General features: G+C 70.8%; 16 protein-coding genes. 11 read left to right on the top strand and 5 right to left on the bottom strand.

Annotated elements, in window-relative coordinates; genetic code table 11:
• Positions 1 to 64: 64 nt before the first annotated feature.
• The 3 genes from ACYU7H_RS05050 (at position 65) to ACYU7H_RS05040 (ending at position 3550) form a co-directional block, all read left to right on the top strand.
• A complete protein-coding gene (locus ACYU7H_RS05050) occupies positions 65 to 1408 on the top strand; it encodes an OmpP1/FadL family transporter (RefSeq protein ID WP_460812983.1) in 1344 nt (447 codons plus the stop codon).
• Between the two features lie 113 nt (positions 1409 to 1521).
• The gene (locus ACYU7H_RS05045; protein ID WP_460812981.1) at positions 1522 to 2370 is read left to right on the top strand and encodes a M23 family metallopeptidase; all 849 of its coding nucleotides are present in this window, start codon (positions 1522 to 1524) and stop codon (positions 2368 to 2370) included.
• 70 nt (positions 2371 to 2440) lie between these two features.
• On the top strand, positions 2441 to 3550 hold the full coding sequence (locus ACYU7H_RS05040) for a hypothetical protein (protein ID WP_460812979.1): 1110 nt from the start codon (positions 2441 to 2443) through the stop codon (positions 3548 to 3550).
• Between the two features lie 14 nt (positions 3551 to 3564).
• On the opposite strand, the gene putA is transcribed toward ACYU7H_RS05040, so the two are convergent.
• Positions 3565 to 6801 carry a bifunctional proline dehydrogenase/L-glutamate gamma-semialdehyde dehydrogenase PutA gene (gene putA, locus ACYU7H_RS05035; protein WP_460812978.1) on the bottom strand — a complete coding sequence of 1079 codons (3237 nt, stop codon included), beginning with the start codon at positions 6799 to 6801 and terminating at the stop codon, positions 3565 to 3567.
• A gap of 281 nt (positions 6802 to 7082) precedes the next feature.
• Here putA and coxB point away from each other — a divergent pair, with 281 nt between their 5' ends.
• The 4 genes from coxB (at position 7083) to ACYU7H_RS05015 (ending at position 11409) form a co-directional block, all read left to right on the top strand.
• Positions 7083 to 8099 carry a cytochrome c oxidase subunit II gene (coxB, locus tag ACYU7H_RS05030; protein WP_460812976.1) on the top strand — a complete coding sequence of 339 codons (1017 nt, stop codon included), beginning with the start codon at positions 7083 to 7085 and terminating at the stop codon, positions 8097 to 8099.
• A gap of 56 nt (positions 8100 to 8155) precedes the next feature.
• Entirely contained in the window at positions 8156 to 9790 is a 1635-nt protein-coding gene (gene ctaD / locus ACYU7H_RS05025; protein WP_460812975.1) for a cytochrome c oxidase subunit I, read from the top strand.
• A 141-nt stretch (positions 9791 to 9931) separates the two neighbouring features.
• Complete coding sequence (locus ACYU7H_RS05020) at positions 9932 to 10489, top strand: cytochrome c oxidase assembly protein (protein ID WP_460812973.1); 558 nt, start codon at positions 9932 to 9934, stop codon at positions 10487 to 10489.
• 47 nt (positions 10490 to 10536) lie between these two features.
• Positions 10537 to 11409 (top strand): cytochrome c oxidase subunit 3, encoded by an 873-nt coding sequence (locus tag ACYU7H_RS05015; protein WP_460812972.1) that lies wholly within the window; start codon positions 10537 to 10539, stop codon positions 11407 to 11409.
• A 69-nt stretch (positions 11410 to 11478) separates the two neighbouring features.
• Here the strand turns inward: ACYU7H_RS05015 and ACYU7H_RS05010 are convergent, their stop codons facing one another.
• A complete protein-coding gene (locus ACYU7H_RS05010) occupies positions 11479 to 11697 on the bottom strand; it encodes a twin transmembrane helix small protein (RefSeq protein WP_460812970.1) in 219 nt (72 codons plus the stop codon).
• Positions 11698 to 11781: 84 nt separating this feature from the next.
• Here ACYU7H_RS05010 and ACYU7H_RS05005 point away from each other — a divergent pair, with 84 nt between their 5' ends.
• From ACYU7H_RS05005 to ACYU7H_RS04990, 4 genes are read left to right on the top strand one after another with little or no spacing between them, the layout of a single operon-like run.
• Entirely contained in the window at positions 11782 to 12516 is a 735-nt protein-coding gene (locus tag ACYU7H_RS05005) for an SURF1 family protein (protein WP_460812969.1), read from the top strand.
• A 10-nt stretch (positions 12517 to 12526) separates the two neighbouring features.
• Positions 12527 to 13111: a hypothetical protein gene (locus tag ACYU7H_RS05000; RefSeq protein WP_460812967.1), complete on the top strand. Its 585-nt coding sequence runs from the start codon at positions 12527 to 12529 to the stop codon at positions 13109 to 13111.
• Between the two features lie 23 nt (positions 13112 to 13134).
• On the top strand, positions 13135 to 14307 hold the full coding sequence (locus tag ACYU7H_RS04995) for a COX15/CtaA family protein (RefSeq protein ID WP_460813078.1): 1173 nt from the start codon (positions 13135 to 13137) through the stop codon (positions 14305 to 14307).
• 34 nt (positions 14308 to 14341) lie between these two features.
• A complete protein-coding gene (locus ACYU7H_RS04990; RefSeq protein ID WP_460812965.1) occupies positions 14342 to 15262 on the top strand; it encodes a heme o synthase in 921 nt (306 codons plus the stop codon).
• Between the two features lie 3 nt (positions 15263 to 15265).
• Here ACYU7H_RS04990 and ACYU7H_RS04985 read toward each other — a convergent pair whose 3' ends face one another.
• The 3 genes from ACYU7H_RS04985 to dnaG form a co-directional block, all read right to left on the bottom strand.
• The gene (locus ACYU7H_RS04985; protein ID WP_460812963.1) at positions 15266 to 15820 is read right to left on the bottom strand and encodes a hypothetical protein; all 555 of its coding nucleotides are present in this window, start codon (positions 15818 to 15820) and stop codon (positions 15266 to 15268) included.
• Positions 15821 to 15856: 36 nt separating this feature from the next.
• Entirely contained in the window at positions 15857 to 17872 is a 2016-nt protein-coding gene (locus ACYU7H_RS04980; protein WP_460812961.1) for a S9 family peptidase, read from the bottom strand.
• A gap of 68 nt (positions 17873 to 17940) precedes the next feature.
• A complete protein-coding gene (gene dnaG / locus ACYU7H_RS04975; protein ID WP_460812959.1) occupies positions 17941 to 19680 on the bottom strand; it encodes a DNA primase in 1740 nt (579 codons plus the stop codon).
• Between the last annotated feature and the right edge of the window lie 6 nt (positions 19681 to 19686).

The following is a 19686-nucleotide window of genomic DNA, read 5'->3' as shown; positions in this document are numbered from 1 at the left end:
CCCGGGCGCGCTCCTCGCAGAATCATCTTCCGTGTTCACGTCATCCGGATTGGAGACCGATCGCATGCAATCGCAGTCCCGTTTCATTTCCCTGACCGCGCTGGCGCTGGGCGTCGCCGGCGTGCTCGCCACCGGCGATGCCGCGGCGGCCGGCTTCCAGCTCAAGGAGAACAGCGTCAAGTCGATGGGCAGCGCCTTCGCCGGTTCCGGCGTCAAGGAAGGCGACACCTCGGTGGTGGTGAACAACCCCGCCACCATGACCTCGTTCGAGGGCACCACGGTGCAGGGCGACGTCACCGTCATCGACCTCAACTACGAATTCCAGGGCACCGCGACCGATGCGTTCGGCCGCCCGGTGTCCGGCGGCAACGGCGGCGACGCCGGCGACGTCACCCCGGTGCCCGCCCTTTCGGTCGTGCACAAGCTCGACAACGGCATCGCGCTGGGCGCGATGGTCAGCGCGCCGTTCGGCCTGAAGACCGAGTACGACGCCGGCTGGCAAGGCCGTTACTTCGCGGTGACCTCCGACGTGAAGATCGTCGACCTGACGCTGTCGGCGGCGATCGACGTCACCGACCGCTTCTCGGTCGGCGTCGGCGTCATCCACTCGAGCGCCGACGTGACGCTGTCGAACGCGGTCGACTTCGGCACGCTGCTCTTCAGCAACCCGGCCACCCGCCCGCTGCCGTTCGCGCAGCCGCAGGCGCGCGACGGCTTCATCGAGGTGTCCGGCGACGACAGCAGCCTCGGCTGGCTGGCCGGCATCAACGTGCGCCCGACCGACCGGCTCGCGCTCGGCCTGAGCTACCGCTCCGAGATCGACTACGACCTCACCGGCAACGCCGACTGGACCGTGCCCGGCGACGTCGCGGCCGTGTTCAGCGCCAGCCCGATGACGCGCGTGCTGTTCCAGGACGGTGGCGTCACCGCCGAGCTGACCACGCCGTCGATCATGACCCTGGCCGGTACCTACGCGGTCAACGACCGCTTCTCCGTGCTGGGCACCGCATCGCGCACGGGCTGGTCGTCGCTGCGCGAGGTCCGCATCGACTTCGACAACCCGGATCCGGATGCCGTCGAGGACTTCGACTGGCGCGATTCGATGTTCTATTCGCTGGGCGTGGAGTACAAGCTCAATCCGGCGTGGACGCTGCGCGGCGGCGTCGCCAAGGACGAGACCCCGACCCGCCTGGCGACGCGCACGCCGCGACTGCCCGACGACGACCGCACCTGGCTGTCGTTCGGCGCCACCTGGCAGGTGAGCGACGCGCTGGACGTGAACTTCGCCTACGCGCGCATCGAGCCGGACGACCCGCAGGTGGACATCACCCGCAACGGCACCCGCATCAGCGGTCCGTTCGACGGCAGCGCCAACCTGTTCGGCGTGTCGGCGCAGTACCGCTTCTGACGCGCGGCCGCAGGTTGTAAGGGAAATGCCCCGCCCCGGCGGGGCATTTTCTTTTTCAGGCGCCGCGGGGTTGAGCCGCCCCTGCGGGCGCGGCACCGTCGTCATCGAGGCGCATGGATGCGCCGGACGGGAGCGCGGGACGCGTGGAAAAGGGACTTTCGACGCGGGCGGCGGCGATGATCGCGGCGCTCGGCATGCTCGGGGCGGGACAGGCGGCACGGGCGCAGCAGCTCGTGCAGCACTGCAGGTCGGGGAACACATGCATGGTGATCGACGGCATCCGCTCCTGCGGCACGGTGTCGCACTGCTGGTTCACGCTGCACCGGTTCGATGCGATCTTCACCGAACCGGAGGGGATCGCGGGCGGCATCCGCATCCCCAGGCGCGAGCTCGATCTCCAGCCCGACGCGGTCATGGACTGCTGGAAGGACATGACGCCCGACGCACGGCTGACCTCCGGGTTCCCCTACCGGAACGACGGCGTCACGCCGCACAACGGCATCGATGTCGCCTCGGACTCGGGCAACTACGGGCATGGCGCGCCCGTGCGCTCTCTTGGCGCGGGGGTCGTGCATGCCTCGGGATTCACTCGTGCGAACGGGAATTTCGTCAGGATCGACCAGGGCAACGGATTTCGGGTCACCTACATCCACCTTCTCGACTACGCGACAGAAGACGGTGCGTTGCTCCAGGCCGGCGACGTTGTCGGCGTGGGTATGGTGATCGGGCACATGAACTGCACCGGAAACTGCGGCGGCGGGTGGAGCAGTCCTTACCGCGGCACGCTCTCGAAGACACATGTCCATGTCGAGGCCAGGCGGCTGGACGACGAGCGACTGGCAGACCCGATCCAACTGCATGGTGGACAGGGGTGCGGCACCTCGTCAGGCGGGGAAGGTGGGCGTGGTGGCGTAATCACCCCGGCGCCATGCAGCGGCACGATCTGCAACGAAGTTCCATGAAGAGTCGGCGAGGGTCGGCCGGCATCGACGAGGAGTTGAGGCCATGAGATGCGCCACGCCATGCATCGCCATGCTTGCGGTGTTCGTTCTTGGAGCGGCCGGATCCGCCAATGCGGACTCGATCGCCCGGAGTGGACTTCCCCCCACGACCGGCGGCGTCTTCGTCAGTTGCGGCGAGCCGGAACGTTTCCTGGTCGTCGCCCGACGGCCCGGCGAAACGCGAGTGGAGGCGATTGGTCCGGAAGGTGCCGAGTGGTCTTTCGACCTCCCGCCAATGCAGTACGAATACGACCAGTACCAGGCATCCCCTCATGGCGATGCAGTCGTGGTCACGACGGAGTTCGCCGCCGGAAACTCGTTCCTCGTGACGCGTCAGGGTGCGATGCGCATCGAAGCGGGGCACGTGGGTGGCGTCGATTTCGAGGCAGGACGGGTGCTGATCCCGATGCATGCCACCGACGATGGCACCGGCGCCCCGGAGATTCTGGTCGGCACGTTCGACCTTCGGTCACGGGCCTGGATCGGCAAGCATCGCGTGACCGAGCCGGTCGAAATCACGGTCGATCGCGACTTCCTGATGCGCCTGAGCAAGGATGGCAAGCACTTCTACTACGTGGTCGAAGAGAGGCCCGGGATTCCGTCGCGGGTCGAAATCCGCGACGTCCGGAACGGAAGACCCGTAAAACAACGCTCCAGCCTGATGGGGCATGGAGACATCTACGACCTCCTCCTCCTGACAGCGACCGACGGTTACCTTGTCGCGCGCGAAGGCTTCTTCGCGGTTCGCAACGGCGTCACGACGCGGATTTCAATGCCGGGCGGCCTGGGGCGCGCTTGGCGCGTCCTGGACCTGGGGCACTCCGGGCTCCAGGCGGTGAAAGCCGACAAAGGCTGGGCTGTCCGGCATTGGGCGAGCGGAAGGTGGATCGCGTCGGGTCGCGGCCATGGCGAGATCCACCCGGCACCCGGCGGCTGGATGCTGCTCGAAGCGAGCACCCATCGCCATGGAATCACGTATTACCGGTACCGGGACCGGCGGGCATTGGTCGCACGCGCGGTGCATGACGGCGAGTTCCCGGGCCAGCGCGGTCGCGGGATCCTGGTGTGCGCCAATGCCTATGGCGCAATGGGCTACGAAGAGGGTCGCTTCCGCTGGACGCCGAGTCATCCGGTGGATTGAGCCACGGCTGAAGGTCACTCCCCCAGGGTAAGCAGGCTCGCGTTGCCACCCGAGGCCGTGGTGTTGATCGTCACCGTCTTCTCGGTCGTGAACCGGTGCAGGTAGTGCGGGCCGCCGGCCTTCGGGCCGGTGCCCGACAGGCCCTGGCCACCGAACGGCTGCACGCCGACCACCGCGCCGATCTGGTTGCGGTTGACGTAGACGTTGCCCACGCGGACCTTCGCGGCGATCTTCTCGGCGGTCGCGTCGATGCGCGAGTGGATGCCGAGCGTCAGGCCATAGCCGGTGCCGTTGATCTGTTCGATCACCTGGTCGAGCGTGCCGGCCTTCCAGCGCACCACGTGCAGCACCGGGCCGAAGACCTCGCGACCGAGCGTATCCAAGGTCGGGATCTCGTAGGCGCGCGGGGCGAAGTAGGTGCCGTGGGCCGCCTCGTCGCCGAGCGACGCCACCGCGATCGTGCGGGCCTCGCGGTCCATCCGCGCCGCGTGCTTCTCCAGCATCGCGAGTGCATCGGCATCGATGACCGGGCCGACGTCGGTGGACAGCAGCCCCGGGTCGCCGACCTTCAGTTCGGCCATCGCGCCGGCGAGCATCTCCAGCACGCGCTCGGCGATGTCGTCCTGCACGAACAGCACGCGCGCGGCGGAGCAGCGCTGGCCGGCCGACTGGAACGCGGAGGAGATCGTGTCCTTGACCAGCTGCTCGGGCAGCGCGGAGGAATCGGCGATCAGCGCGTTCTGGCCGCCTGTCTCGGCGATCAGAACGCCGATCGCGCCGTCGCGCGCCGCAAGCGCGCGGTTGATCGCGCTGGCGGTCTCGTTCGAACCGGTGAAGGCCACGCCCGCCACGCGGCGGTCGCGGGTGAGCGCCGCGCCGACGGTGGCGCCGTCGCCGGGCAGGAACTGCAGCACGTCCTCCGGCACGCCGGCCTCGTGCATCAGCTTCGTCGCGTAGTAGCCGACAAGGTTGGTCTGCTCGGCCGGCTTGGCGAGCACGCAGTTGCCAGCGGCGAGCGCGGCCGCGACCTGGCCGACGTAGATCGCCAGCGGGAAGTTCCACGGGCTGATGCACACGAATGCGCCGCGGCCCGACAGCTGCAGCACGTTGCTCTCGCCGGTCGGGCCGGGCAGCGGCTCGGGCGCGAACATCACCCGTGCCTGCTCGGCGTAGTAGCGCAGGAAGTCGACCGCCTCGCGGACCTCGCCGACACCGTCGGGGATGGTCTTGCCCGCGTCCTTGACGCACATCGCGATGAACTCGGGCATGCGCGCCTCGAGCAGGTCGGCGGCATTCTCGAGGATCGCGGCGCGCCCGGCGGCCGGCGTCGCGTCCCAGCGCGGGAACGCGGCCACGGCGTTGTCGAGCGCACGCTCGACCGTCTCGGCATCGGCGGGTTGCCAGTGGCCGACGACCTCGCGGCGATCGGCCGGGTTGGTCACCGGCTGGCGCTCGGCGGACGGGCGCGCGCCCGGCACCAGCGGCGTGGCGAGCCAGTCGCCGCGCATGGCGCCGTTCACCTGCTCGGCGAGCGCGCGCAGCTGGTCGTCGTTGGCGAGGTTGACGCCCATGGAATTGCTCCTGTCGCAGTACGGCAGCGTGTCGGCATGGCTGCGGTAGAGGTCGACCGGCAGCGGGATGCGGGGGTGGGTGGCCTGTTCGAAGCCGGCGACGATGTCCACGGGGTCGCGGACCAGGTCCTCGACCGGGACGGCGTCGTCGGTGATGCGGTTGACGAAGCTGGAGTTGGCGCCGTTCTCGAGCAGCCGGCGCACCAGGTACGGCAGCAGGTCCTCGTGGCTGCCCACCGGCGCGTACACGCGGCAGGGCACGTCGAGCCGGTCGGCCGGGATGACCTCGGCGTACAGGTCGTCGCCCATGCCGTGCAGCTTCTGGAACTCGTACGGCGTCGGCTGCGCGCGCGCGGCCTCCGGCAGGTACAGCGCCGCCATCCGGTGCACCGCGGCGATCGTGTGCGCGTTGTGGGTCGCGAACATCGGGTACAGCGCGTCCGCCGCGGCCAGCATCCGGCGCGCGCACGCCAGGTACGACACGTCGGTGTTGGGCTTGCGGGTGAACACCGGGTAGCCCGGGTGGCAGTCGACCTGCGCGCGCTTGATCTCGCTGTCCCAGTACGCGCCCTTGACCAGGCGCACCGGGATCCGGCGGCCGGTGCGGCGCGCGAGGTCGGCGATGAAGTCGATGACGGCCGGCGCGCGCTTCTGGTAGGCCTGGATGGCCAGCCCGCAGCCTTCCCAGCCCTCGAGCGAGGGATCGGCGAAGGCGGCGGCGAACACGTCCAGCGACACCTCGAGGCGGTCGGCCTCCTCGGCATCGACCGTGAAGCCGATGCCGGCGGCCTTCGCGAGCCGGGCCAGCTCCAGCACCCGCGGGGTGAGCTCGGCCAGCACACGGGCGCGTTTGGCGTGCTCGTAGCGCGGGTGCAGCGCGGAGAGCTTCACCGAGATGGACGGCGCGGCGAACACGTCGTCCGCGGCGGCGGCTTCGCGGCCGCGCCCGATGGCGCCGATCGCGTCGCGGTAGGCCTGCAGGTAGCGCTGCGCGTCGCGCTCGGTCAGCGCGGCCTCGCCCAGCATGTCGAAGGAATAGCGGTAGGCGGCGTTGGCGCCCTTGCGCGAACGCGCGAGTGCCTCGCCGATCGTGCGCCCCATGACGAACTGGTGGCCCATGATCCGCATCGCCTGGCGCACGGCCAGGCGGATCACGGGTTCGCCGAGGCGGCCCACCAGGCGCTTGAACGCGCCGTGCGCGTCGCGCTTGGTGTCGTCGGCCAGGTCGACGAGGTGGCCGGTGAGCATCAGGCCCCAGGTCGAGGCGTTGACGAGCACGGAGTCCGAGCGGCCCATGTGCCGCTTCCAGTCCGCCTCGCCGAGCTTGTCGCGGATCAACCGGTCGGCGGTGCCCTCGTCGGGGATCCGCAGCAGCGCCTCGGCCACGCACATCAGCAGCACGCCTTCCTCGCTGCCGAGGTCGTACTGGCGCATGAAGGCCTCGATCGCGCCCTGGTCGACGGCGCGCGCGCGGACGCGGCGCACGAGGTCGGCGGCGGTCGCGTGGACGGCGGCGCGGTCGGCCTCCGGCAGGCGCGCCTGCTCGAGCAGGCGGGCCAGGTGCGGGCCCTCGTCGACCACCCACGCGGCGGTGATGGCGGCACGCAGGGAGGGGGGCGGGGACGGGAGCTCCGGGGCGATCGCGGGCGCGTGCGCCGGGAGGGGGGTTTGCAGGGTCATCGGGGCCGGTCGGCCTGGCGTGGGCGAAGCCGCCTAGTGTATGCGCCCGTCCCGGGCGGGGACAGCCGCGCCGGCTTGCCGCCAATGGGGGTGCCGGCTAACATTCCACAGTTGTCCGCGGCCGCCGCGGTGGGGTCGGCGGCCTGTCCCCCAGAGGCGATCCCCCGGCCACGCGAAGGCGAGGCCCGATGGCCGCCGCCAGCAGGATGCGACCGGAGGCCCGGATGCCGCATCCGCCAGCCAGACCTTCCCGTACACGACGATTTGTGGGGCTCGAACTGATGAAAGCCGGTGGTATGAAGCAGTGGGCGCGGCGCATCGCCGCCGCCGCGGCGGTGCTGGCGTGGGCGCCGGCGGTGCTCGCGCAACAGGCCGACCCCGAGCGCTGGCAGCTGAACATGGGCCGGGGCGTGACGCACGTCTCGCAGAACGCCTACGAGGCGCACATGTTCGTGCTGTGGGTGTGCGTGGCGATCGGCATCCTGGTGTTCGGCGCCATGGCCGTGGCCATGTTCAAGTACCGCAAGTCCAAGGGCGCGGTCGCGGCCCAGTTCAGCCACAACACCACCGCGGAGGTCATCTGGACCGTGGTGCCGGTGGTGATCCTGGCGGTGATGGCCTGGCCGGCGACCGCCAAGCTGATCGAGATGTACGACACCCGCGACTCGGAGATGACCGTGAAGGTCACCGGGTACCAGTGGATGTGGAAGTACGAGTACCTGGGCGAGGGCGTCGAGTTCACCAGCCGCATGGACCGCGAGAGCGAGCGCATCCGCCAGAGCGGCGCGGTGCCGACCGAGGCCGACCACGCCAACTACCTGCTTGACGTCGACAACGCCCTGGTCCTGCCGACCGACACCAAGATCCGCTTCGTGATCACCGCCGACGACGTCATCCACGCCTGGTGGGTGCCGGCGCTGGGCTGGAAGCAGGACGCGATCCCCGGCATCGTCAACGAGGCCTGGACCGACATCTCCGAGCCGGGCATCTACCGCGGCCAGTGCGCGGAGCTGTGCGGCAAGGACCACGGCTTCATGCCGATCGTCGTGCGCGCCGTGCCGCGCGCCGAGTTCGACCAGTGGCTGGCCGCGCGCAAGGCGGAGACCACCCCGGCCGAGGCCGCCGACGACGCCAACGCGATCGCCCCGGGCGGCCCGGCGGCGGACGCGCGCCGCCCGGACCCGGACATGCTCCAGGACGTGATCGAGGGCGAGGAGCCCACCGCGCCCCCGGGCCTGCAGCCGGACGCCCCCGGGCAGGCCGCGCCGGCCGACGCCGACGACACCGACGCCGGCTGAGCGCCCCCGCGCCGCCGCCCAGACCCACGCAGCACCACGCATTCCCGAGGTAGGCCATGTCCGCCACGCACCCCGAAGCGCTCGACCACCACGATGACCACCACGCCCACAAGCAGGGCTTCGTGGAGCGCTGGTTCTTCTCCACGAACCACAAGGACATCGGGACGCTGTACCTGATCTTCTCGTTCGTGATGTTCATCATCGGCGCGGCGATGAGCGTGGTGATCCGCACCGAGCTCGCCGTCCCGGGCCTGCAGCACGTCGCGCCCGAGTTCTTCAACCAGATGACCACCATGCACGCGCTGGTGATGATCTTCGGCGGCGTGATGCCGGCCTTCGTCGGCCTGGCCAACTGGATGGTCCCGCTGCAGATCGGCGCGCCGGACATGGCCCTGCCGCGCATGAACAACTGGTCGTTCTGGATCCTGCCGTTCGCCTTCACCCTGCTGCTGGCGACGCTGTTCCTGCCGGGCGGCGCCCCGGCCGGCGGCTGGACGCTCTACCCGCCGCTGTCGCTGCAGGGCGGCTCGAACGTGGCGTTCACCATCTTCGCCATCCATATGATGGGCATCAGCTCGATCATGGGCGCGATCAACGTCATCGCGACCATCCTCAACATGCGCGCCCCGGGCATGGACCTGCTGAAGATGCCGATCTTCTGCTGGTCGTGGCTGATCACCGCGTTCCTGCTGATCGCCGTCATGCCGGTGCTCGCGGGCGCCGTGACGATGCTGCTCACCGACAAGTTCTTCGCCACCAGCTTCTTCAACGCGGCCGGCGGCGGCGACCCGGTGATGTTCCAGCACATCTTCTGGTTCTTCGGGCACCCCGAGGTCTACATCATGATCCTGCCCGCGTTCGGGATCGTGTCCGAGATCCTGCCGACCTTCTCGCGCAAGCCGCTGTTCGGCTACCAGGCGATGGTCTACGCGATCGCCGCGATCGCGTTCCTGAGCTTCATCGTCTGGGCCCACCACATGTTCACCGTGGGCATGCCGCTGGGCGGCGAGATCTACTTCATGTTCGCGACCATGCTGATCGCGGTGCCCACGGGCGTGAAGGTGTTCAACTGGGTCAGCACGATGTGGAAGGGGTCGATGACCTTCGAGACGCCCATGCTGTGGGCGATCGGCTTCATCATCCTGTTCACCATCGGCGGCTTCTCGGGCCTGATGCTCGCGATCGTGCCGGCGGACTTCCAGTACCACGACACCTATTTCGTGGTCGCGCACTTCCACTACGTGCTCGTGACGGGCGCGCTGTTCTCGATCATCGGCGCGGTCTACTACTGGTGGCCGAAGTGGACCGGCCGCATGTACAGCGAGTTCTGGGGCAAGGTGCACTTCTGGTGGACGATCGTGTTCGTCAACCTGCTGTTCTTCCCGCAGCACTTCCTGGGCCTGGCCGGCATGCCGCGCCGCATCCCGGACTACAACGTCGTGTTCGCGGACTGGAACCTGATCAGCTCGATCGGCGCGTTCGGCATGTTCGTCACGCCGTTCATGATGTTCGCCATCCTGTGGCACGCGAAGAAGCACGGCGCGCCGGCCGCGGCGCGCTCGTGGGAGGCCGCGCGCGGCCTGGAGTGGACCGTGCCCTCGCCGGCGCCGCACCACACCTTCACCCGGCCGCCGGTCATCAACGACCGCGACCTGGCCCACGGCGACTTCGCGCACCTCGACTACGAGTGATCCGATGGCCGCGCCGCAGTCGCCCATGACCGAAGCCGAAGTCGCCGCGCGCCGCAGGGCCGCGCGGCGCACGGCGCTGGTCGTGGGGCTGGTCGCGGTCGCCGTGTACGTCGCGTTCCTCGCGACCGGGATCCTCGGCCGGTGAGCGCGCGCAGGCCACTGGGCACGAAGGCGCTGGTGCTGGTCGCGCTGGGCGCGTTCGGCTTCTCGTTCGCGCTCGTCCCGCTGTACCGCATTGCCTGCGAGAAGGTGTTCGGGATCCGGCTGGAGCAGACCGCCGGCCGGTCCGGCGAATCGCCGGTCGTGTCCGAGCGCTGGGTCACCGTGCAGTTCGACGGCGGCGTGAACTCGAAGCTGCCCTGGGCGTTCGAGCCCAACCAGCTCGAGATGCGCGTGCAGCCCGGCAAGGTCTACGAGACCACCTACTTCGCGCGCAACACCGCCGAGCGCCCGATCGTCGGCAGCGCGGTGCCGTCGGTGGCGCCGGCGCGCGCGTCGGGCTACTTCACCAAGACCGAGTGCTTCTGCTTCACCGCCCAGACACTGCAGGCGGGCGAGGCGAAGGACATGCCGGTGCGCTTCATCGTCGACCCGGACCTGCCGGACGACATCCGGACGCTCACGCTGTCCTACACCTTCTTCAAGAACGACGCGCTGACCGCGCAGCTCAAGCCGGGCACGGCGCACGCCGCGCCCTGACCGGACCCGCCAGCAAGACCGCCAGCCAGACAGACGGAAGACCACCCATGGCCCAGACCCACGACGCCGACATCTACTACGTCCCGCACCACAGCAAGTGGCCGATCATCGGGTCGATCACGCTGTTCGTGGCCATGATCGGCTTCGCGACCATGCTCAACGGCGCGCCGTGGGGCAAGTGGGCGTTCTCCGCCGGCCTCGTCGGCGTGGCCGCCACGCTGTTCTTCTGGTTCGGCGACGTGATCCGCGAGTCGATCGCCGGCCGCTACAACCGCCAGGTCGACATCTCGTTCCGCATGGGGATGATCTGGTTCATCTTCTCGGAAGTGATGTTCTTCGCCGCGTTCTTCGGCGCGCTGTTCTACGCGCGCCAGTTCGCGCTGCCGTGGCTGGGCGGCGACGGCGACGGCATCAGCACCAACGCGATCCTGTGGCCGGAGTTCGCGGCCGCCTGGCCGAGCAGCGGCCCGGGCAACGTCGGCGGCGCGTTCCAGACCATCCCCGCGTGGGGCCTGCCGCTGCTCAACACGCTGATCCTGCTGTCGTCCGGCGTCACGGTCACCATCGCGCACCACGCGCTGAAGGCCGGCCAGCGCGGCAAGCTGCTGCTGTTCCTGGGCCTGACGATCCTGCTGGGCCTGGCGTTCCTGTTCTTCCAGGCGGAGGAGTACATCCACGCCTACAAGGAGCTGAACCTGACGCTCGGCTCGGGCATCTACGGCTCCACCTTCTTCATGCTCACCGGCTTCCACGGCCTGCACGTGACGCTGGGCACGGTGATGCTGATCATCATCTGGTTCCGTTGCCTGAAGGGCCACTTCACCGGCAACGACCACTTCGCGTTCGAGGCGGTGGCCTGGTACTGGCACTTCGTCGACGTGGTGTGGCTGGGCCTGTTCCTGTTCGTCTACGTGCTCTGACCGCAGGCGCGGGAACGCGAACGGGCCGGCAATGCCGGCCCGTGTCGTCTGCGGCGTCGGGTGGCCGCCCTAGCGGCCGACGCCGTGGGGCGTGATCCAGCCCATCCAGATGGCGAGCATGACGATCAGGATCAGCGCGACCGACAGCCCGATGCGGCGGGTGAGGGCATTGACGGTGCGCTTGCTCTCGCCCCTGTCCGTGAGCATGTAGTACAGGCCGGCGCCGAGGTTCCAGACGATGACGACCAGGAAGGCGATCACAAGCAGGGTCTTCAGCGAATCGCTCATGGCGCCTCCTGTCGTGGGCGGATGGGTCGTGGGCAGGGCGTCGCTCGCCCGCGGCGCATTATCGCAGCGGCAGGGAGGTCGGCGGTGACGCCTCGGCACGCCCTGGTTGCCGGCTGGCTTGCCGCGCTCGCGCTCGCGGGCGTGTTCGCCACGCTCGGTGCGTGGCAGTACGGGCGGTCGCAGTCGAAGGCCGCGACGCGCGAGGCGGCCACGGCGGCGCTGGAGGTCCGCGACGCGGTGCCGCTCGCGGACGCGGGCGATGCCGCGAAGCGCGACCTGCTGGCCTGGTCCTCCGGCACCGGTCGGTTCCCGGATGCGCCTGCCGTCCTGCTCGACAACCAGCAGCGCCACGGCCGAGCCGGCGTGCGCGCCTACCGCGTGTTCGTGCCCGACACCGGCGGTCCGCTGCTCGTCGACCTGGGGTGGCTGCCGCTGCCGGGCGACCGCGCGTTGCCCCCCGTGCCGGCGCCCGGTGCGACGCGCGTGGCGGGGCTGCTCGCCCCGCCGCCATCGGCCGGGCTCGCCGCGGCCACCGCGGTGCCGCAGCCGGGCGGCGACCGCATCCTCGCGACCGCGCTCGACATGGACGCGCTCGCGCCGCTGCTCGGCACCGCGCCGCCTGCGCCGCGCGTGCTGCGACTCGACCCCGACCTGCCGTTCGGCCACGACCGCGACCTCGACGTGCACGCCAACACCCTGCCGCCGGAACGCCACCTGGGCTACGCGGTGCAGTGGTGGGCGCTGTCGGCGACGGTGCTGGTCGTCGCGCTGGTCCTGACCCTGCGGCGCACGCGCCGCGCGCCGTCCAACCGCCGATGAAGCGCCAACGATGAACACACCGACTCCGCACCCGACGCCCACGCCTGACCGCTCGCGCCGCAACCGGTGGCTGCTGGTCGCCATCGTGCTGCTGTTCCTGCTGCCGATCGGCGCGGCATGGCTGATCAACCGCGGCGGCCTGGTGCCGGCGCCCAACCGCCAGCACGGCGAACTGCTGCAGCCGCCCGCCGACCTGCGCGAGACGGTGCCGGTCCGCGGCGACGGCACGCCCTACGCGTGGTCGCCAGAGGCCCGCCTGTGGCGCGTCGTCGCGCTGCCGTCGGGCCCGTGCGAGGACGCGTGCAGGGCGCTGGCCGCGGACCTGGACAAGGTCTGGCGGCTGCTCTCGCACAACGCCGACCGCGTGCAGGTGCTCTGGGCGGGCGACTGGCCCGACGGCGTGCGCGCACCCGACACGCTGGTGACGCTGGCGCCGGACGACCGCTTCCGCGACGCGTTGCCCGACGGCGGCACGGTCGCCGGCACGCCGGTCTACGTCATCGATCCGAACGGCTTCGTCGTCCTGCGCTACCCTCCCGGCTTCGATCCCGGCGGCCTGCGCAGCGACCTGGCACGGCTGGTCAAGCTGAAGTGAGCCGCCACGCCGACATGAGTCCCATGGAGCCGACCGCCACACCGACGCGCCCCGCCGGCAAGCCGCAGGTGCACCGCCACTTCCACCGGCTCGCGTGGTTCGCCACCGCGCTGGCGCTGGTGGTGATCGTGTTCGGTGCGTTCGTGCGCCTGTCCGACGCCGGCCTGTCCTGCCCGGACTGGCCCACCTGCTATGGCCGCGCCACGTGGCCGGCCGAGCCCGGGCACGCCGCCGAGCACGCCGCGACCGCGATCCGGCCGGTGGAAGTGCACAAGGCCTGGCGCGAACAGGTCCACCGCATCATCGCCGGCACCCTCGGCGTGCTGGTCCTCGGGCTCGCGCTGATGGGCGCGCGCCGGCGGAGGGCGGGCCTCGCGCAGGTGCTTGGCGCCGCCGCGCTCGTCGCGATGGCGATCCCGCTCTACATGCAGCAGCAGTACGTCGCGGCCTCCGCGCTGGCGATCCTGGGCGAGGCGATCCTGCTGTTCGCCGCGCTGCGCTGGAGCAATATCGACCTGGCGCGCGCGTCGGCGCTGACGCTCGCGGTGATCGTCTTCCAGGCGCTGCTCGGCATGTGGACGGTGACCTGGCTGCTGAAGCCCGCGGTCGTCATGGCCCACCTGCTCGGCGGCCTGCTCACCTTCTCGCTGCTGGCCTGGATGGCGTGGCGGGCCTCGGACCTGCCGATCCGGCTGGTGGACGCGCCGCGCCTGCGCCGGCTGCTCGGCATCGGCCTGGCCCTGCTCGCGGTGCAGATTGCGCTGGGCGGCTGGACCAGCGCCAACTACGCGGCGCTCGCCTGCGGCACCGACTTCCCGCAGTGCGTGAACCGGTGGTGGCCGCCGGCCGACTTCCGCGAAGGCTTCGTGCTGTGGCGCGGGATCGGCGTCGACTACGAAGGCGGCGTGCTGGACGGCGAATCGCGCATCGCGATCCAGATGGCGCACCGGATCATGGCGGTGCTGGTCACCGGCCACCTGCTGGTCGTGGCGCTGCGCCTGCTGCGCACGCCGGGGCTGCGTGGCTGGGGCGGCGCCCTGGGCGGGCTGGTCGTCGCGCAGGTCGCGCTGGGCATCGCCAACGTGAAGCTGGCCCTGCCGCTGTGGACGGCCGTGCTGCACAACGCCGGCGCCGCGCTGCTGCTGTTCGTGCTGGTGTCGCTGCTGGCGCGCCTGCGCCCGGCGGACGTGCGATGACCGCGCGCGCCTCGACCCGGGCGGCGGTGGCCTGATGCCGGCCGGCCTTCGCCAGTACTGGGACCTGACCAAGCCGCGCGTGGTCGCGCTGATCGTGTTCACCGCGGCGATCGGCATGTTCCTCGCCGTGCCCGGCTTCCCGCCGCTGAAGGAGTCGGTGATCGGTTTCGCCGGGATCTGGCTCGCGGCGGCCAGCGCGGCGGCGATCAACCAGATCCTGGACGCGCGCATCGACGCGCAGATGGCGCGCACCGCCTGGCGGCCGATCGTCGCCGGGCAGGTGACCCAGCGGCAGGCGCTCGCCTTCGCGCTGGGGCTCGCGGCGCTGTCGATGGCGCTGCTGCTGGTGTTCGTCAACGCGCTGACCGCACTGCTGACCTTCCTGTCGCTGATCGGCTACGCGGTCGTCTACACGGTGTGGCTGAAGCGGGCGACGCCGCAGAACATCGTCATCGGCGGCGTCGCCGGCGCCGCGCCGCCGCTGCTGGGCTGGTCGGCCGTCACCGGCATGCAGGGGCCGTGGGACTGGGCGCACGCGCTGCTGCTGGTGCTGATCATCTTCGTGTGGACGCCACCGCACTTCTGGGCGCTGGCGATCTTCCGCCGCGACGACTACGCGCGCGCACTGGTGCCGATGCTGCCGGTGACCCATGGCGTCGAGTACACCCGCGTGCAGGTGCTGCTGTACACGCTGCTGCTGTTCGCGGTGAGCGTGCTGCCGTTCGCGGTCGGCATGAGCGGCTGGTTCTACCTGGGCGGCGCGGTGGTGCTGGGCGCGGTGTTCGTCTGGCATGCCTGGCGGCTGCTCGACCCGCCGGACGAGTTCTTCGCGATGCGCGTCTTCAACTACTCCATCGTGTACCTGATGGCGCTGTTCGCCTTCCTGCTGCTCGACCACTGGCTGATGCCGTTCCTGCAGCCGGCGTCCGCGTTCGAATTGCGGCCCGTCGCCTGACCCCTACTCGATCACGACCCGCGCCGTCGGCAACGCATCGGTCGCAAGGGCGGCCATCAGGCTGGGGTTGTCCGGGTAGCCGGTGCCGTCGTGCTGCAGCACGACCGTGCCCGGCTCCAGGCCACCACCGCCCACGTTGACCAGCAGGTCGTGCCACCCGGCATGCCGCTGGGTGCTGACCGCGATCGGCGGGTGGGTGACGCTGGTCTCTGTGACCAGCTCGAAGCCGGCCTCCGCCTGGCGGAACACCAGCAGCGTGCAGCCGCCGCTGCCGCACCAGTTCGGGTCCTCCAGGAGCATCAGCAGGTCGTCCCTGCCGTCGCCGTCCAGGTCCACGAACGCGTCGCGGTGCGCGGGCACCTCGCGGATCTCGCGTTCCTCGAGGAACGTCGCGAGCGCATCGGCGGCGCGGGTCGCCGGGTCGGGCGGCGGGGGTGGCGGCAGGTCGACCGCCTGGTCGCCGGCCCCCGCGGGCGCGTCGCCGCGGTCGCAGGCGGCCAGCGCCAGGCCGGCGAACAGGACGCCCAGCAGGCGGGCGGCGGGACCGGTGCGGGGCATGGGGGCCTCCTCGTCGAAGGCCCCCAATCTATGCGGTCAGTTGTCGTCGCCGAGTAGATGCGACTGCCAGAAAAGCACCGCCGCGGCGGTGAAGTAGTCGCTGTTGGCCTTCTTGCGGAAGCCGTGGCCCTCGTCGTCGAACAGCAGGTACCAGACCGGCTGGCCGTTGCCGCGCACCGCGCTGACGATCTGCTCGGCCTCGGTCCACGGCACGCGCGGGTCGTTTCGGCCCTGCGCAACGAACAGGGGGGCGGTGATCCGGTGGGCGTTGTTGAGCGGGGAGATCCGGTCGAACAGCGCCGCGATCGCCGGGTCGCGCTCGTCGCCGTACTCGGCCCGGCGCAGGTCGCGGCGGTAGTCCTCGGTGTTCTCCAGGAACGTGCCGAAGTGCGAGATGCCGACGATGTCGACGCCGGCGCGGATCCGCTCGGGCCAGGTCGCCATGGTCGCCAGCACCATGTAGCCGCCGTAGCTGCCGCCGTAGACGCCGACGCGGTCGGCGTCGAGCTCCGGCTGCGCCGCGATCCAGTCCAGCAGCGCGCCGATGTCGCGCACCGAGTCCTCGCGCTTCTCCGCGTTGTCGAGCGTCAGCCAGGTCTTGCCGTAGCCGGCCGAGCCGCGCACGTTCGGCACCAGCATCGCCACGCCCAGTTCGTTGGCCAGGAACTGCGCGGTCGGGTTGAAGCTCGGCAGCGCCTGCGCCTCGGGGCCGCCATGGATGTTGACCACGACCGGCAGCTTGGTGCCTTCGGGCACGTTGGCGGGGCGGTAGTAGAACGCGGGGATGGTCCGCGGCTTGCCGTCGACGGTGTCGAACGTCGGGTAGCGCACCAGCGTCGGCGCGACGAAGCCCGCCGGGTCCAGCCCGCCGACCTCGCTGCGGGTCCAGCGCGCCAGCGTGCCGCCGTCGAGGTCGATGACGTACGCGTCGCTCGGCGAGGTGGCGCTGTTGGAGGTGACCGCCAGCGACCGGCCGTCCGGCGAGAACGCCAGGCCCCCAAGCAGGCCGACCGGCAGGTCCGGCAGCGACACCGGTTCATGCGAGGGGAGCGCCAGCACGTTGAGGCGGAAGATGCCGTCCTCGTTGGTGATGTAGGCCAGGTGGCGGCCGTCGTCGGCGACGGCGAACTCGACCACGTCCCAGGGCGTGCCGCCGCTGAGTTCGCGAATGGTGCCGTCGTCCGGCCGGTGGTAGCGAAGGGTGCGGAACTCGCTGGCGCGACCCTCGACCGGCTCGTCCGACACGAAGTAGACCGACGCGCCGTCGGGCGCGTACTGGAAGCCGTCGAACGCCGCCTTGCCGCCGTCCACGGGGAACAGCGTCAGTTCGCCCGTGGCGAGGTCCACTTCGCCCGGGTACGACTCGTTGATCGACACGTACCTGCTGACCAGCAGGCGGCGCCCGTCCGGCGAGAAGTCCAGCGCGCCCCAGCTGCCGCCCTCCGTCACCACGGCGCGGGCCCGGCCCGTGGCCATGTCGCGCACCCAGACATCGGTGTCGGTGCCGTTGCGCGCCGTGCTGCTGAAGGCCAGCAGGCGGCCGTCGGGCGAGAACAGCGGGCCGCGGTTCTGGGTGCGCTTGCCGTCGGTCAGCAGCGTGGTCGCGCGGCTGTCCAGGTCGAACCAGTGCAGCTGCCAGAACTCGTCGCCGCCGGTGTCCTTGCCGAACACGAAGCCGTCGCGGTCGGACACGGCCGGCACCGGCGTCGTGCTGCCCACCGGCTCGGGATAGAACGTCAGCTGCTCGCGCATGCCCATCGGTTCGCACACGCGGTGCACCTGGCTGGTCTCGGCGAAGCGCGTCTCCACCAGCAGGCAGCCTTCCCCGGTCCAGCCGGCCACGGACGCGCCCCGGGTGTTCTGGTAGCGGTTCAGCCGATCCATCAGCTCGGCGGGGATCGCCGGCACGTTCTCGGTGGTGCGGTTGCCTTCGACGGTCCGCGCGACGGCCGGCGCCTCGGCGGCGGCGCGGGGCGTGGATTCCTGCGCGTGGATCGGCAGGGCGATGGCCAGCGAGAGCAGCAGCAGGGACGGATGCGAAGGCACGGGCATGGCGGGCACCGGGGGCGGGCGAAGCGCCGAGCATACCCGCCGCGCCGGGGGCGGCACCGGGCAGGAGGTCAGGGCTCCTGCGCCGGCAGCCGGGAGCGCAGCAGCTCGCGCAGCTCGTCCTTTTCTCCCGGCTCGAGGGACTGCTGCCGCTGGCGCGCCTGCAGCTCGTCGAGGCGCTGGCGCACGGCCTGCGCCTCCAGCCGCTCGAAGGTGTCGCGCAGTTCCGCGGCCAGCATGGCCTCGTCGCCGGGCAGCGTGGTGGAGGCGAGCTTCTGCAGCGCGTCGGCCGCGCTGCGGTCGGCGAAGTGCTCCAGCAGCGCGCCGGTACGGATGCCGGGCCGGTCGTGCACCAGGGTGACGATGTCGGTCAGCAGGTCGATGCCGGGTTGGCGCAGCGTCGCGAACCGGAAGGGCGGATGCAGGTCGAGCGCGAGCGACGGCTGCTGCAGCAGCAGGGCGATCGCATGCCGCACCAGCGTGCGTTTCGGCGCGGGCGCGCCGGTGCCCGTGCGCGGGCGCTGCGTCGGCACGTGCGTGGCCGGGGTGCTGGCGCGCGCGCCCACGCCGGTGAGCTCGGTCAGCCGCTGGCGCATCAGGTCGGCGAACGCGCCGTCCGGGATCTGCGCCAGCATCGGCTTCGCGCGCTCGGCCAGCCGGCCCTTGCCCTCGAGCGTGCCGAGGTTCACGTCTGCGGCCAGCGAATCGAACAGGAACTCCGAGAGCGGCGTCGCCTCGCCCAGGCGTTCGCTGAAGCCCTCGGCGCCTTCCGCGCGCACCAGCGTGTCCGGGTCCTCGCCGTCGGGCAGGAACAGGAAGAACGCCTGGCGGCCGTCGCGCATCCGCGGCAGCACCGACTCGAGCGCGCGCCACGCGGCCTTGCGGCCGGCGGCGTCGCCGTCGAAGCAGAAGGTCACGTCCGCCGCGTTGCGGAACAGCAGTTCGGCGTGGTCGGGCGTGGTCGCCGTGCCGAGCGTGGCCACCGCGGTGTCCACGCCGTGCTGGAACAGCGCCACCACGTCCATGTAGCCCTCGACCACCACCAGCCGCGGGACGTGGTTGTGCGCTTGGCGGACCTGCCACAGGCCGTACAGTTCGCGGCCCTTGTGGAACAGCGGCGTCTCGGGCGAATTGAGGTACTTCGGGCCGTCTTCCTTGGCCAGCACGCGGCCGCCGAACGCGATCGGCCGGCCGCGGCGGTCGTGGATCGGGAACATCACCCGGTCGCGGAACTTGTCGTAGACGCGGCCCGAATCGCTGCGCGAGAACATGCCGGCGCGCTCGAGCAGCTGCATGCGCCGCGCGTCGCTGCCCAGCGCGTCCTTGAGCGCGGAGAAGCCTTCCGGGGCATAACCGATCCCGAAGCGTTCGCGCGTGGCCTCGTCGACGCCGCGGCCGTCCAGGTAGGCCCGCGCCTTCTCGCTGGAGCCCAGTTGCCGGCGGAAGAACTGCGCGGCCGCGGCGACCGCGCCGTACAGGTCCTGCGTCTCCGGGTTGGCGTTGCGCGCCTGCGTGTCGCGCGGCACCTCGAGGCCCGCCCGGCGCGCCAGTTCCTCGACCGCGTCGAGGAACTCGAGCCGGTCGTAGTTCATCAGGAAGCTGATCGCGGTGCCGTGCGCCCCGCAGCCGAAGCAGTGGTAGAACTGCTTGGTCGGCGACACGGTGAACGACGGCGAGCGCTCGTCGTGGAACGGGCAACGCGCCGCGTATTCCTTGCCCTGCTTCTTGAGCTGGACGCGCGCGCCGACGACCTCGACGATGTCCGATCGCGCGAGCAGCTCGTCGATGAAGGCGTCGGGGATGCGGGCCATGGCCGG

This window comes from Luteimonas pelagia, from assembly GCF_054776035.1.
The sequence above is the reverse complement of the archived record's forward strand: the minus strand, read 5'-3'. Positions and strand labels throughout refer to the sequence as shown.

Bases quoted from the DNA above. Each gene is read 5' to 3' on its own strand.
- ACYU7H_RS05050 (WP_460812983.1), top strand. From the start codon at position 65: ATGCAATCGCAGTCCCGTTTCATTTCCCTGACCGCGCTGGCGCTGGGC.
- ACYU7H_RS05045 (WP_460812981.1), top strand. From the start codon at position 1,522: ATGGATGCGCCGGACGGGAGCGCGGGACGCGTGGAAAAGGGACTTTCG.
- ACYU7H_RS05040 (WP_460812979.1), top strand. From the start codon at position 2,441: ATGCTTGCGGTGTTCGTTCTTGGAGCGGCCGGATCCGCCAATGCGGAC.
- putA (WP_460812978.1), bottom strand. From the start codon at position 6,801: ATGACCCTGCAAACCCCCCTCCCGGCGCACGCGCCCGCGATCGCCCCG.
- coxB (WP_460812976.1), top strand. From the start codon at position 7,083: ATGAAAGCCGGTGGTATGAAGCAGTGGGCGCGGCGCATCGCCGCCGCC.
- ctaD (WP_460812975.1), top strand. From the start codon at position 8,156: ATGTCCGCCACGCACCCCGAAGCGCTCGACCACCACGATGACCACCAC.
- ACYU7H_RS05015 (WP_460812972.1), top strand. From the start codon at position 10,537: ATGGCCCAGACCCACGACGCCGACATCTACTACGTCCCGCACCACAGC.
- ACYU7H_RS05010 (WP_460812970.1), bottom strand. From the start codon at position 11,697: ATGAGCGATTCGCTGAAGACCCTGCTTGTGATCGCCTTCCTGGTCGTC.
- ACYU7H_RS05000 (WP_460812967.1), top strand. From the start codon at position 12,527: ATGAACACACCGACTCCGCACCCGACGCCCACGCCTGACCGCTCGCGC.
- ACYU7H_RS04995 (WP_460813078.1), top strand. From the start codon at position 13,135: ATGGAGCCGACCGCCACACCGACGCGCCCCGCCGGCAAGCCGCAGGTG.
- ACYU7H_RS04990 (WP_460812965.1), top strand. From the start codon at position 14,342: ATGCCGGCCGGCCTTCGCCAGTACTGGGACCTGACCAAGCCGCGCGTG.
- ACYU7H_RS04985 (WP_460812963.1), bottom strand. From the start codon at position 15,820: ATGCCCCGCACCGGTCCCGCCGCCCGCCTGCTGGGCGTCCTGTTCGCC.
- ACYU7H_RS04980 (WP_460812961.1), bottom strand. From the start codon at position 17,872: ATGCCCGTGCCTTCGCATCCGTCCCTGCTGCTGCTCTCGCTGGCCATC.
- dnaG (WP_460812959.1), bottom strand. From the start codon at position 19,680: ATGGCCCGCATCCCCGACGCCTTCATCGACGAGCTGCTCGCGCGATCG.